General features: G+C 61.8%; 9 protein-coding genes. 1 reads left to right on the forward strand and 8 read right to left on the reverse strand.

The features are described 5' to 3' along the window. Positions 1-129: 129 nt before the first annotated feature. On the forward strand, positions 130-4053 hold the full coding sequence (gene purL / locus AB5Y97_RS13415) for a phosphoribosylformylglycinamidine synthase (protein WP_368158153.1): 3924 nt from the start codon (positions 130-132) through the stop codon (positions 4051-4053). 65 nt (positions 4054-4118) lie between these two features. On the opposite strand, the gene AB5Y97_RS13420 is transcribed toward purL, so the two are convergent. The 8 genes from AB5Y97_RS13420 to nuoJ all read right to left on the reverse strand — a co-directional run bounded on the left by AB5Y97_RS13420 (position 4119) and on the right by nuoJ (position 14291). Continuing rightward, positions 4119-5663, reverse strand: coding sequence for an HD domain-containing phosphohydrolase (locus AB5Y97_RS13420; RefSeq protein ID WP_201946073.1), 1545 nt, complete (start codon positions 5661-5663; stop codon positions 4119-4121). Between the two features lies 1 nt (position 5664). Then, positions 5665-7122, reverse strand: a complete 1458-nt coding sequence (locus AB5Y97_RS13425) for an HD-GYP domain-containing protein (protein WP_201946074.1) — start codon at positions 7120-7122, stop codon at positions 5665-5667. Next, positions 7119-8255: an FIST C-terminal domain-containing protein gene (locus tag AB5Y97_RS13430; RefSeq protein WP_201946076.1), complete on the reverse strand. Its 1137-nt coding sequence runs from the start codon at positions 8253-8255 to the stop codon at positions 7119-7121. Before AB5Y97_RS13430 ends, AB5Y97_RS13425 begins: the two co-directional genes overlap by 4 nt. A gap of 232 nt (positions 8256-8487) precedes the next feature. Further along, positions 8488-9951 (reverse strand): NADH-quinone oxidoreductase subunit NuoN, encoded by a 1464-nt coding sequence (gene nuoN, locus AB5Y97_RS13435; protein ID WP_368158156.1) that lies wholly within the window; start codon positions 9949-9951, stop codon positions 8488-8490. After that, positions 9948-11492: an NADH-quinone oxidoreductase subunit M gene (gene nuoM / locus AB5Y97_RS13440; protein WP_201946080.1), complete on the reverse strand. Its 1545-nt coding sequence runs from the start codon at positions 11490-11492 to the stop codon at positions 9948-9950. The genes nuoN and nuoM overlap by 4 nt, the downstream gene beginning before the upstream one ends. A gap of 98 nt (positions 11493-11590) precedes the next feature. Next, entirely contained in the window at positions 11591-13438 is a 1848-nt protein-coding gene (nuoL, locus tag AB5Y97_RS13445) for an NADH-quinone oxidoreductase subunit L (RefSeq protein WP_201946081.1), read from the reverse strand. Then, positions 13435-13743, reverse strand: a complete 309-nt coding sequence (gene nuoK / locus AB5Y97_RS13450; protein ID WP_005337247.1) for an NADH-quinone oxidoreductase subunit NuoK — start codon at positions 13741-13743, stop codon at positions 13435-13437. The genes nuoL and nuoK overlap by 4 nt, the downstream gene beginning before the upstream one ends. Further along, positions 13740-14291 carry an NADH-quinone oxidoreductase subunit J gene (nuoJ, locus tag AB5Y97_RS13455; protein ID WP_201946083.1) on the reverse strand — a complete coding sequence of 184 codons (552 nt, stop codon included), beginning with the start codon at positions 14289-14291 and terminating at the stop codon, positions 13740-13742. Before nuoJ ends, nuoK begins: the two co-directional genes overlap by 4 nt.

Below are 14291 nucleotides of genomic sequence, written 5' to 3' on the forward strand. Positions count from 1 at the left end.
TTATACCAGAGAGTGTGCGCAGAGTCACACTGCACGAAGTGAGAAAAACGTTTGTCCGCTGTGAGCCAGATCCCTATAATACGCGCGTCTCAATTCCCCCCCACTTTAAAACTTGGTGAGAAAGGTCATATGGATATCTTGCGTGGTGCCCCAGCACTGTCTGATTTTCGTGTCCAAAAACTGCTGCAACGCTTCGCACAGATGAGAAACGAGAGTGGAGTAGAGAGCGGAGTAGAGATAGAGGATGTCTATGCCGAGTTTGTGCACTTTGCCGAGCTGACAAGCCCCCTCTCTCCCCCCGAGCGAGCGACCTTGGGCCAGCTCTTGCGCTACGGCCCGACCATCCCCGAACACACCCCCAGCGGTCAGCTGTTTCTTGTTACCCCCCGCCCCGGCACTATCTCTCCCTGGTCTTCCAAAGCAACCGACATCGCCCACAACTGCGGCCTGAAACAGGTCAAGCGGCTGGAGCGTGGTATTGCCTATTACCTGACCATCAAGGGGCAGGGTGAGCTGAGTGACGCCCAGCGCAGCGCCATTGCCGCCGTGCTCCATGATCGGATGATGGAAGTGGTGTTTGCCGAGATGAGCGAAGCTGCCGCCCTGTTTGCTCACCACGAGCCGCGCCCCTTCACCCAGGTGGATGTGCTGGGCGGTGGTCGCGCAGCCTTGGCCGAAGCCAACGTGGCGCTCGGTCTGGCGCTGGCCGACGACGAAATCGACTATCTGGTGGAGAACTTCACCAAGTTGGGTCGCAACCCCAACGACATCGAGCTCTACATGTTCGCCCAGGCGAACTCCGAACACTGCCGTCACAAGATCTTCAATGCCGACTGGACCATCGATGGCGAACAGCAGCCCAAGTCGCTGTTCAAGATGATCAAGAACACCTTCGAGCAGACGCCGGATCATGTCCTCTCTGCCTATAAAGACAACGCCGCCGTGATGGAAGGGAGCCAGGGGGGCCGCTTCTTCCCGAGCCCGGCCAACGGCGAATACCAGTATCACCAGGAACAGGTTGATATCCTGATGAAGGTGGAGACCCACAACCACCCGACCGCCATCTCCCCGTTCCCGGGCGCAGCCACCGGCTCCGGCGGCGAAATCCGCGACGAGGGAGCCACCGGTCGCGGTGCCAAGCCCAAGGCGGGTCTGGTCGGTTTCTCCGTCTCCAACCTGCGCATTCCCGGCTTCGAGCAGCCCTGGGAGCAGGATTTCGGCAAGCCGAGCCGTATCGTCAGTGCCTTCGACATCATGCAGGAGGGGCCGCTCGGCGGCGCCGCGTTTAACAACGAGTTCGGCCGTCCGGCCATTCTCGGCTACTTCCGTACCTTCGAAGAGGAGGTGCCGAGCCACAACGGCGTCGAGGTGCGTGGCTACCACAAGCCCATCATGCTGGCAGGCGGCATCGGCAACATCCGCAGCGAACATGTCCAGAAAGGGGAGATCCCGGTCGGCGCGGCGCTGATCGTGCTGGGCGGCCCGGCGATGAACATCGGTCTGGGCGGTGGTGCCGCATCCTCCATGGCCTCCGGCCAGTCGGCCGAAGATCTCGACTTTGCCTCGGTGCAGCGTGACAACCCCGAGATGGAGCGCCGTTGCCAGGAGGTGATCGATCGCTGCTGGCAGCTGGGTGACGACAACCCTATCGTCTTTATCCACGATGTGGGGGCGGGTGGTCTCTCCAACGCCATGCCGGAGCTGGTCAACGACGGTGAGCGTGGCGGTCGTTTCGATTTGCGCGCCATTCAGAGCGACGAGCCGGGCATGAGCCCGCTGGAGATCTGGTGCAACGAATCCCAGGAGCGTTACGTACTGGCAGTGGCGCAGGACAAGTTGCCGCTGTTCAAGGCCCTGTGCGAGCGTGAGCGCGCACCCTATGCGGTTATCGGCACTGCTACCGAAGAGAAACATCTGACGCTGTCGGATGCACACTTTGACAACCAGCCCATCGACCTGCCGCTGGACGTGCTGCTCGGCAAGGCGCCCAAGATGCACCGTGACGTGGTGACCCTCCCAGCACAGGGCAAAGCGCTCCAGCTCGATGGCATCACTTTGAGTGACGCGGCCGAGCGGGTTCTGCGTCTGCCGACCGTAGCGGAGAAGTCCTTCCTTATCACCATCGGCGATCGCAGCGTGACTGGCTTGGTCAATCGCGATCAGATGGTTGGCCCCTGTCAGGTCCCGGTGGCTGACTGCGCCGTCACCGCAGCCACCTACGACAGCTATCACGGCGAAGCCATGTCCATGGGCGAGCGTACCCCGGTGGCGCTGCTCTCCCACGCCGCCTCCGCTCGTATGGCGGTGGCGGAAGCGCTCACCAACCTTGCGCCGGCTCATATCGGGTCGCTGAAGCGGGTCAAGCTCTCCGCCAACTGGATGGCCGCTGCCGGTCACCCGGGGGAAGATGCCGGTCTCTATGAGGCGGTCAAAGCGGTGGGCGAGGAGCTCTGCCCGGCTCTTGGTATCACCATTCCGGTGGGCAAGGACTCCATGTCCATGAAGACCCGCTGGCAGCAGAATGGCAAGGAGCACAGCGTCACCTCGCCGCTCTCCCTGCTCATCTCCGCTTTTGCCCGGGTCGAGGATGTGCGCAACACAGTCACGCCGCAACTGCGTACCGATCTCGGTGAAACCGACCTTATCCTCATCGACCTTGGCAATGGCAAGCAGCGCCTCGGCGCCTCGGCGTTGGCGCAGGTCTATCGCCAGCTGGGTGACAAGGCACCGGATCTCGACAATCCGGTCCAGCTCAAGGGCTTCTTCAACGCCATTCAGGCGCTGGTGGCTGATCGCAAACTGATCGCCTACCACGACCGCTCCGACGGCGGCCTGTTCGTCACCCTGACCGAAATGGCGTTTGCCGGCCACTGCGGCCTCGACATCCAGCTCGATCGCATCGGTGGCGAGCTGCTACCGGCGCTGTTCAACGAAGAGCTGGGCGCCGTCATCCAGGTGCGTCGTGAAGACAAGGAAGCGGTGATGACCCTGCTGGCCGGTCACGGTCTGGCGGCCTGCTCCCATGTGCTCGGTACCGTGCGCGAAGGGGATCTCATCACCTTGCAGCGGGGCGGTCAGGAGGTCTATCGTGCCAGCCGCACCGCCCTTCGCACCATTTGGGGCGAGACCAGCTGGCAGATGCAGCGCCTGCGCGACAACCCCGAGTGCGCCGACAGTGAGCACGCGGCCCGTCAGGACGCCACCGATCCGGGTCTGCATGCCAAGCTGACTTACAACCCGTCCGAGGATGTGGCTGCTCCCTATATCGCCCGTGGGGTCTCCCCCCGTCTGGCGGTGCTGCGCGAGCAGGGAGTCAACTCCCATGTGGAGATGGCGGCGGCGTTCGATCGTGCCGGTTTCGCGGCGGTCGATGTCCATATGAGCGACATTCTCTCCGGTCGCATCAAGCTGGAGGAGTTCCAGACCCTGGTGGCCTGTGGCGGTTTCTCCTACGGTGACGTGCTGGGGGCGGGGGAAGGCTGGGCCAAGTCCATCCTGTTCAATGACAACGCCCGTGAGCAGTTCCAGCGCTTCTTCGAGCGCGGCGATACCCTCTCTCTGGGTGTCTGCAACGGTTGCCAGATGATGTCCAACCTGCGAGACCTCATCCCGGGTGCCGATCTCTGGCCGCGCTTTGTACGCAACCGCTCCGAGCGCTTCGAGGCCCGCTTCAGTCTGGTTGAGGTGCAGGAGTCCCCATCGGCCTTCTTCGCTGGCATGGCAGGCTCGGTGATGCCGATTGCCGTTTCCCACGGGGAAGGGCGTGTCGAGGTGCGAGATGCTGCTCACCTGAATGCACTGCAGCAGAGCGGTCTGGTAGGGCTGCGCTTTGTCGACAATCGCGGCAGCGTGACCGAGCAGTACCCGGCCAACCCGAACGGCTCGCCGGATGGTATCACCGCCGTGACCACCACCGACGGTCGCGCCACCATCATGATGCCGCACCCGGAGCGGGTGTTCCGCACCGTGGCCAACTCCTGGCACCCCGACAACTGGGGCGAGGACGGCGCCTGGATGCGGATGTTCCGCAACGCCCGGGTTCGTCTGGGTTAATAGAGACAGCGCCAGCGCATAAAAACAGAAACCGGCCAATTGGCCGGTTTTTTTTATCCGTGTCGTTACGGCTTGCCGAGCGGTTGGGGGATAAAGTCTCCCCGGTCGAGGATCCGCAGACAGGCATCCACCACATCCGCATCGAGCTGATGGCCGCGCATCTGGATGATCTGCTCACGGGCCTGGGGAATGCCGAGGGCGGCGCGATAGGGGCGATCCGAGGACATGGATTCGACGATATCGGCGACGGTGAGGATGCGGGCCTCCAGCAGGATCTCATCTCCCTTGAGCCCCTGCGGATAGCCGGAGCCATCGAGATACTCGTGGTGCTGGTGGATCATCCGGGCGATGGGCCAGGGGAAGTCGATATCCTTGAGCACCAGATAGCCGATGGCGGGGTGCTCCTTGACCAGCTCAAACTCCAGTGGCGTGAGGCGTTCCGGTTTGGTGAGAATTTCAGCCGGTACCTGGATCTTGCCGATATCGTGCACCATGGCGCCCAGATAGATCCCCCGCAGCCGCTTCTCTTCCAGCCTGAGCTCCCGGCCGATGGCTTGGGCCAGCTTGGCCACATGTTTCTGATGGCCAGCGGTATAGGGATCGCGCTGCTCCAGCACGGCGGCGATGGCACCCAGTGCATCTTCCAGTGCCAGCTCCAGCTGGCGGGCATGGAAGATCTTCTCCTGTTGCGAGCGCAGATAAGCCTGCTGGGTATGGCGCGCCTGCAGGCCATAGGTGAGGTAGTCGGTCAGCTGGATGAAGAGCTGCTCCTCCTCCTGGCTGAACAACCGTGGCTGGTCGCTGTGAATGATCAGCGCACCGGCCTGATCCTCCTGCAGTGGCAAGGGGATCAGTAGGCGGGAGCGCAACGGGTGGCGGCCGGTATGGGGCCGCTCGTGGAAGATCACCTGATTGAGGCGCCGCTGGTGGAGGATGGCCTGGGTGAGGGCCTCATCGTTCAACCACAGCGTTTGTTCCGAGGCATCGGCACTGCCTGCCTGCGCCACGATCCTCGGCGGTTGGGCGAGTTCTGGCTGGCCTTGCAGCACTGCGACCAGCGGAAAACGGTCATCGACGGCGATGGCATCGCAGATATCCTGCAGCAGTTGCGGCTCATCGCCCGGTGTGAGCAGGGCGTGGTGGGCGCGGCTGATCGCCTGCTGGGTCCAGCTGTACTGTTGCAGTTTCTCCTGCTGCCACTTCTGCTCGGTAATGTCTTCGAAGAAGACGCCGACCCCCACGATGCTCCCCGCCTCATCACGCAGGGGAAACTTGGTGGTGCTGAGCCAGCGGGCTTCTCCCCCCTTCAGATAGGGCTCTTCGATGTGCTGGTGTATCCCCTCGCGCATGACTCGGGCGTCATCCTCCCGATAGCGCTGTACCAGTTCGGGGGGAAAAAAGTCGCAGTCATTCTTGCCCACCAGTGCCTCTGGGGAGAGGGCGAGATCCGCCGCCAGCAGGCGGTTGCCCGCAATGTAGCTGAATCGGGTGTCTTTGAGCAGCACCCGATAGGGAAGCTGATCCATTACTTGGGTCAGCAACAGCGCCGAGGAGGGGAGAGCATCGGTCAGTGGGTGGGGGAGTGCACAGGAGGTGAGGAGTTCGGACATCTTATCCCGCCTTGTCTGCAAGTTGACTGATGGGAGGGCCGAAGTGGTAGCCGGTCTGCCAGAGCACGATACAGCTGTTGACCACTTTTTCATCGTAATGGATCCCGGCATAGCGGGTCAGTTCGGCAAAGGCGTCACTCAGGGGCATGGCCCGGCGGAACGGGCGATGGGAGGTCATGGCGATCAGCGAGTCGGCCACCCGGATAATGCGCGCCTCCAGGGAAATGGCGTTGCCCGCCAGCCCCTGCGGATAGCCGCTGCCATCGAGGTTTTCGTGGTGCTGCAGCACTATGGTGGCGATGGGCCAGGGGAAGTCGATCTGTTTGAGAATATCGTGGCCGGCCTGGGGGTGCTGCTTGATCAGTTCGAACTCCACCGGCCGCAATTCACGGGGGCGAGTGATGATCTCGGTGGGGATCTGCAGCAGGCCAATATTGTGCACCATGGCCGCCAGTCCCAGCGCATCCAGCCGCTCTTGCCGCAGCTGCATGGCCTGCCCGATGGCCAGTGCCAAATCGCGCACCCTCAGCTCATGGCCCGCACTGTTGCGATCCTTGTGGCTGATGGCGCTGGCGAGGGCACTGATGGTCTGGAACAGCAGGTCACGCTGGTGGCGCTCGCTCTCCTTGAGGCGGGTGATGTCGACCAAGGTGCCGATGATGCCGGCAACCATCCCCTGATGGTCATAGAAGAGATCCTTGAAACAGATGACCTGATAGCGCATGCCATTGCGGTCATGCAACTGCTGTTCGATGCACTGGGGCTGGCGACTTCGCAGCAACTCGGCTTCCCGCATGCTGTAGGCCTCGGCAAGCCCGACTGGCAGCAGCTCCTCGACCCGTCGACCCAGCAGCGCCTCCTTGCCGAGGCCGATCACCTGATTGAAGGCCTGGTTGCAGCCCAGAAATCGTCCTTCGATATCTTTGTAGAACACCGGGATCGGGATGGCCTTGAGCAGGGATTCGTTGAAGTGTTTCAGATCCTTCAGTTCGGCCTGCTGACGCAGGGCGAGCTGCTCGCTGTCCTTGCAGAGGGAAATGGCGCGGGCCAGGTTGCCGAGCACCGGGCTGAACAGATGGCAGACCGGTACGATCTGCTGATGTGGCTGGGGGGCGAGCAGCAAGATGAGATAACCCCCTTCAACCTTGAGCCGATAGGCAAATTGGTAGGGGCGGCTGCCCGGCAGGGGGAGCGTCTGTTGCAGCAGGCAGTGCTCCTCCTCGCTGACCCACCCAGGCAGGGTCAGGGTGGTGCCGGTGTGCTGACGCAACTGCTCGTCGCCGATCACCTTGAGCAGCTTGTATCCCTCCCGTTGTTGCTGCAATACCGCGCCAACCGGCGTGGCGCAGTGATGCATGAAGCGTTGCAGTACCTTGGTGAGCAGCGCATCCAGCGTCACTTCACGCCCGATGCAGAGCGCCAGATCGCAGACGATGGCCATGGCGTGGTCGTTGTTCATATCACTGCCCCGTTACAGAGAATGGCGCCGTTATGAAATTGGGGGTAATCCCCGTGGCGCACGCTGCCAATTTCGCCAAGGGAGAGGGCTCCTGCCAGATCGCCGGCCCCCGAGTGGGTCAGCAGGGTGCGCAGCTCGGTCACCGTCTGCTGGTCGAAGTGCAGCTGGCGTCCTGCGCAGTAGTAGACCTCCAACAAGTGTGCCCGGGTGAGGGTTTGTTGCTGGTTGAGGCGCCTGGCCAGTGAGCAGGCATGTTCGGTGGCACTCTCTGGTGCCTTCAGCAGAGTGAGGATGCTGTGCTCCGCTACCTCGCCGGCGCAGAGCAGGGCGCCGTCATCTTTTGCCTCGACGGGGATCCTGACAATCACATCCCCGTTGGCCCGCAGCAGGCCCAGTGGCATGTGCACCACGAAACGGTAGAGCTCCTCGCGCACCATAGTGTGCTGGAATTGCTGGCGGATCAGCCCCTGATATTTTTGAAAGGCCGGTTGCCAATCGATGTAGGCAATCTTGTTCGCTTCACTGCTGGTGGCAAGCATCGGTTGGGCCGAGAGTTGGTAACCATGTTCCAGAAAGGGAAAGCTGTTGCTGGGCAGCAGCGTGCAGTTGACCCCGTAGGCAAGTTGCCGTTGATTGTCGAACAGGCAGGCAAGGGGGGTGAAGCTGCCGCTGCCTGCATTGGCGCCGGCATAGTTGACGCGATTGGCCAGTTGCAGATAAAGCGCATCCAGAATGGAGGCGATATTGGGAATGAGGTTGTCGAAGGTCAGAAACAGGGTTGGTGGCGGCGAAGGGGTTGGCCAGATGGCCAGCATGCTCTCCACCTGTTCCGCAATCCGGTGGGCAAGGGATGCTGCGCTGGCCTGCGGTGTCAGGGGCAGCAGCGTGGCGTGATAGGGGTTGGCTCTGGGCAGTAGCCAGCCCCCTTGCGGCAACAATACTTGCGCACCGATCAGCTGGGGGAAAATGGCTCCATCCAGGGCGATGTTGAAGTCGCGGCACAACTGCTGCAACAGGGGAACCTGCGCGCAATCCTGTTCGGCCAGCAGTATGGTCAGCTTGCCTCCTTGCAAGGGTGCCAGCGTGGCAGCCAGTTCTGTCGGGTTAAATTGGCAAACGTAGTGTTGCTTCATCAATCTGAACTCCATTCCAGAATATAACCAATATATCAATAAGGAATTCAAGAGGGTATGAGGATCTCGCCCGGTTCTGGTTGTATGGCAAAAACCATGATGGGCATCACCCTCGCTGATTGATCTGTCATTTGCTGGCTCGCGGAGTGCGCGATGCTGTCGGTCCGCAAATAGAAAACCGGCAGCCAAGGCTGCCGGTTTTGCGGGTAATGAGGGGTAGCGACGGTAAAGGTTACTGCAATACCACGTGCTGGAACCCTTGTACCAGGCTGATGACCGGCTGGGGATAGAGCCCCAGCAACACCACCAGCACGGCAGAGAGCAGCACTACCACACCACCGGAGGAGAGAGCCCAGTCGGCGCTGGCATCGCGCTGCTGCATACCCGGTTCGCGCAGATAGAGGGTCACCATCACCTTGAGGTAGTAGTAGAGACCCAGCGCGCTGCCGAGCACGATGGCACCGGAGAGCCACCAAAGCTGCGCCTCGACGGTGACGCCGATGAGGTAGAACTTGCCGATAAAGCCGAGGGTCATCGGGATGCCCGCGAGTGACAACATCATCACCGTCAGTACGGCAGTCAGATAGGGGCGCTTCCAGAACAGACCACGATAGCTGTGCAGGGAGTCTGCATCCTTGCCGCGATAGGGGCTCGACATCATGCTGACGACGCCAAAGGCGCCGAGGCTGGTGAAGAGATACATCAGCAGGTAGACCCCGGCCGCTTCCACCGGCATCTGGCCGAATCGGCTCGCCACGATCACCGCCAGCAGGTAACCGAAGTGGGAGATGGAGGAGTAACCCAGCATCCGTTTGACGTTGGTCTGCACCAGGGCCAGCAGGTTGCCGACCATGATGGATATGACCGCCATGGCTGCCAGCAGCCAGTGGATCATGGGATCGCTCGCCGCCGGTACCGCCAGATAGAAGCGCAGCAGCACGGCAAAAACCGCCACCTTGCTGACGGTGGCGAGGAAGGTGGCGACCGGTGCCGGGGCACCTTCGTAGACATCCGGGTTCCAGAGGTGGAAGGGGGCCAGGGAGAGTTTAAAGGCAAAGCCGACCAGCATTAACCCCAAACCGCCCATCAGCAGCGGATGGTGAGCCGGGCTCTCGGCCAGGGTCTGCCCCAGGGCGGCAAAGCTCAGGCTGCCTGCCTGCGCATAGAGCAGCGCCATGCCAAACAGCAGGAAGGCGGTGGCGGCGGCAGAGAGCACCATATATTTCACCGCGGCTTCCAGCGAGTGGCGCTCGCGGTAGGCGTAACCCACCAGACCGAACATTGGCAGGGTCAGCATCTCGATCCCGATAAAGAGAGAGGCGAGGTGACGGGAGCAGGCCAGCACCAGACCACCAGCGGTGGCGATCAGCAGCAGCAGGAAGAACTCCTCCCGGTTGTCCGGGTAGGCTTTCAGCCACGATTGACCGAAGGTGCAGGTGGCCAGGGCGCCGATGAGCACCAGTCCCATGTAGAAGACGGCGTAACTGTCCACTTGCAGCAGCGGGGTGACCCCCTGATCCCCTTGCGCCATCACGATGGGCAGCGAGAACAGCGCCAGGTTGAGGCCAACAATGGTCACGGTAAAGGCGGTAGTGACACAGCGGCGCCAGGCGATGGCCAGCATCAGGGCCGCCATGGCCCCGGTGGTCAACAGCAGGGGAAGCAGTGCCAGCAGTTGGGAAGCGGAGAAAGTCATTGCAGGGCTCCAGCAGTCGGCAGCAGATACCAGTGCAGCACGTTGATAAGGCTGCTGCTGGCGGTGTCAATCACGGGTTGGGGATAGAGGCCAAGCAGAACCAGCAGGCCCGCAATCACCATCATCATGGTCAGCTCGCGGCGATCCAGTCCCTTGAGCATGCTCTCATCCTTGGCGGGGCCAAAGCAGGCGCGCTGCAACATGATGAGGGAGTAGACCGAGGCCAGCACCAGACCGAAGGTGGCGACCGCCGTGCTCACCGGGGCCACCTGGAAGCTGCCGACCAGGATCAGGAACTCGCCAACAAAGTTGCCGGTGCCCGGCATGCCAAGTGACGCCACCGAGAAGAAGAGCATCACACCGGGCAGATAGCGCAGGCGTCCCCACAGGCCGCCCATCTGGCGGAGATCCCGGGTATGCAACCGCTCGTAGAGCTGACCGCAGAGGATAAAGAGACCGGCAGCAGAGAGACCGTGGGCGATCATCTGCACAACGGCGCCCTGCAGGGCCACTTCGCTACCCGAGTAGATGGCGATCATCACAAAGCCCATGTGGGAGATGCTGGTGTAGGCCACCAGCCGTTTGATGTCGGTCTGGCCGAACGCCACGATGGCGCCGTAGACGATACCGATCAGGCCCAGCACCATGGCGTAGGGGGCGAACTCTGCAGAGGCTTCGGGGAACAGCGGCAAGGCAAAGCGCAGCAGGCCGTAGGCGGCGGTTTTCAGCAAAATACCGGCGAGATCCACCGAACCTGCGGTCGGCGCCTGACTGTGGGCATCCGGCAGCCAGCCGTGCAGCGGTACCAGCGGCATCTTGACCGCGAAGGCGATAAAGAAGCCCAGCATCAGCAGCCACTGAACGCCCTTGCTCATCGGGGTATTGAGCAGCTCCAGATAGTTGAAGGTGAAGACTCCGGTGGCATGCTGGTGGGTCAGCACCAGCCCGATGATGGCCACCAGCATGATAAGGCCCGAAACCTGGGTGTAGATGAAGAACTTGGTTGCGGCGTTGATCCTGGATTTGCCGTCAGTGACCGAGTGGCCCCAGAGCGCAATCAGGAAGTACATGGGGACCAGCATCATCTCCCAGAAGAAGAAGAAGAGGAACAGGTCCAGCGCCATAAAGACCCCGAGCACGCCGCCCAGGATCCAGAGCAGGTTGAGGTGGAAGAAGCCGATGCGCTGCACGATCTCTTTCCACGAACAGAGAATGGCCAGTACCCCGATAAAGCAGGTGAGGATCACCATCAAGAGCGACAGGCCATCCACCGCCAGATGCAAAGAGATGCCGAAGCGGGGGATCCACGGCAGGCGCCACTCGGCGGCCCAGGCGGAGGCAGCACCAGAGACGCCCGCGCTGTCGAGGCCGGTCGTGGCAAGGGAGAAGTCTCCACTTAGCCAGATGGCACAGGAGAGCAGCAGGCTGGCGCTCATGGAGAGCAGGGCTACCCAGCGGACAAACTGCCCGCCGAGACGCTCCATCTGCCAGCAGAGCAAGCCGCCGATAAAAGGAATTAGCAAGATCCAGAGTAAGGTCACGGTATCAGCTCTCGTTCAAGTTCATATGAGATTGCGCTCCCTGTTCCATCAGGGAGAGCAAACAGCCTGGCTGTATGATTGTCCGGTTGTTCATCGCGTTACCCCAGCAGCAATAGCGCCAGCACCAGCACGGCGCCGATCCCCATGGAGGCGGCATACCAGCGCAACTTGCCGGTGACGGTCCAGGCCAGCAGCTGGTTGCCACGCAGGGCAAGCCAGGCGGGCAGGCCCATCATCCAGTCCAGCGGGTCCTGCCCGACCAGACGGGTCGCCAGCAGATAGGGTTTGACCCACAGCTGGTCATAGATCCAGTCAAAGCCCCAGGCGTTGAACCAGAGGGTGCTGAGCAGGCGGCCCGGCGCGCTGTTGGCAATGGAGGTGGCCAGACGGCGCTCACCAAGGAACAGAAACGCGGCTAGCGCGATGCCAGCAATGGCAATGATGCCGGAGGTGATTTCCAGTGCATGGCGTCCCTCTTCGATATGATCTCCCGGGCCTGCGGGCAGTACGCCTGCCAGCGGTGGAGTGATCAGCGCGCCTATGCCGGTGGAGAGCACCAGCAGCACCAGCAGCGGCAGGTGGTGAGCCAGACCGTGACCCGCATGGGCTTTGGTCTGCTCTTTGCCATGGAAGGCGATAAAGATCAGCCGGAAGGTGTAAAGCGAGGTGAGGAATGCCCCCGCCAGACCGGCCCACAGCAGCGCGCTTTGGCCAGAGGCCTCTACTTGCCACAGGATGGCGTCCTTACTGTAGAAACCGGAGGTGACCAGCGGCAACGCCGCCAGCGCCGAGCCCCCCACCAGGAAGCAGGCATAGACCAGCGGCAAACTCTTGCGCAGGCCACCCATCTTGAAGATGTTCTGCTCATGGTGGCAGGCAACGATGACGGCACCGGCGGAGAGGAACAGCAGCGCCTTGAAGAAGGCGTGGGTCATCAGGTGGAAGATGGCCCCTTCCCATGCGCCGACACCCAGTGCCAGAAACATGTAGCCAATCTGGCTCATGGTGGAGTAGGCGAGGATCCGCTTGATATCGGTCTGAACCAGCGCGGCAAAGCCTGCCAGCACTAGGGTGATGGCGCCAACCAGTCCGACCAGATGGAGGATCTCTGGCGCCAGCAGGAACAGGCCGTGGGTACGGGCAATCAGGTAGACACCGGCGGTCACCATGGTGGCGGCGTGGATCAGCGCGGAGACAGGGGTCGGGCCTGCCATCGCATCCGCCAGCCAGGTTTGCAGCGGCAGCTGGGCCGATTTGCCGACCGCGCCGCCCAGGAGCATCAGGCAGGCCAGCGACAGGGCAGGGGAGCCCTCGGCAAACAGGGTCGGTGCGCGCACCAGCAGCTCGTGGATATTGAGGGTGCCCAGTTCCCGATAGAGGATAAACAGGCCGATTGCGAGGAAGACATCACCCACCCGGGTCACGACAAATGCCTTGAGGGCCGCTGCGCCGTTCTTGCGATCCTTGTAGTAGAAGCCGATCAGCAGATAGCTGCACAGCCCTACCCCTTCCCAGCCGAGGTAGACAAACAGCAGGTCATCAGCCAGCACCAGAAACAGCATGCTGGCGATAAAGAGGTTGGTGTAGGTAAAGAAGCGGGAGTAGCCCTCTTCACCGCGCATATACCAGGAGGCGAACAGGTGGATAAAGAAACCGACCCCGGTCACCACCCCCAGCATGGTCAGCGACAGGCCATCCAGTGCCAGCGAGAAGCTCGGGGTAAAGTTGCCCACCGCCATCCATTGCCACAGGCGCTGGACATAGACGCCCCCCTCGGGCGGGTTGCCCAGAAAGTCGATGCCCACCCACAGGGTAGTGAGGGCCGACAGGCCAATGGAGCCCACCCCGATCATTGCAGAGGTACGCTCGCCAAACCGGCCGAGGGAGAAGGCCAGCACCAGCCATCCCAGCAGCGGAAATAGAAAAGTCAGATATAAGAGGCTCATCCGCGCATCTCGCTCACAGTGTCCACGTTTAGAGTGTGGTAACGACGATAGAGCAGCAGTAACAGGGCAAGGCCGATACTGGCCTCCGCTGCCGCCAGAGAAATCACCAGGATATACATGATCTGGCCATCGGCTTGGGCCCAGCGGCTACCCGCCACCACAAACGCCAGTGCCGAGGCATTCATCATGATCTCGATACTCATCAGGATGTAGAGCAGGTTGCGGCGGATCAGCAGACCGCACAGGCCGATACAGAACAGCACCGCGGCCAGCAGGAGGCCGTGCTCCATAGGGATTCCATTCATTGCTGACCTCCTTCTTGTGCAGAGCGGGAAGCAGAGCGCGGGACGGAGAGCACTTCACCGCTCTTCTCTTCCCGACCCAGGTGATAGGCGGTTACCAGACCCGCCAGCAGCAGGATGGAGGCAAGCTCCACCGCCAGCACATAGGGGCCAAAGAGCTCGACACCCACCTGCTTGGCGGTCACTTCGGTCACTCCGATCAGGCCGCCGGTCACCCCGAGAATGCCGTGGGCCAGAAAGCCCAGCAGGATCAGCGAGAGCAGGGCTGGGCCCCCCCAGGTCACGGGGGTGAGCCACTTTTTCTCCTGCGCCTGGGCACTCCCCAGGTTCAGCATCATCACCACGAACACGAACAGCACCATGATGGCGCCGGCGTAGACGATCACCTGCAGGGCGCCCGCAAAGGCGGCACCCAGGCAGAAGAAGATCATGGCCACGGCGATGAGGGAGATGATGAGATTGAGCAGCGCATGCATGGGATTGCTGGTGCTGATCACCCGCAGCGTGCTGTAAATGGCCACCAGGGCCGAGGCATAAAATGCCAGTTCCAT

The sequence above is a fragment of the Aeromonas sp. R10-2 genome, from assembly GCF_040908445.1.
Lineage (GTDB): Bacteria > Pseudomonadota > Gammaproteobacteria > Enterobacterales > Aeromonadaceae > Aeromonas > Aeromonas veronii.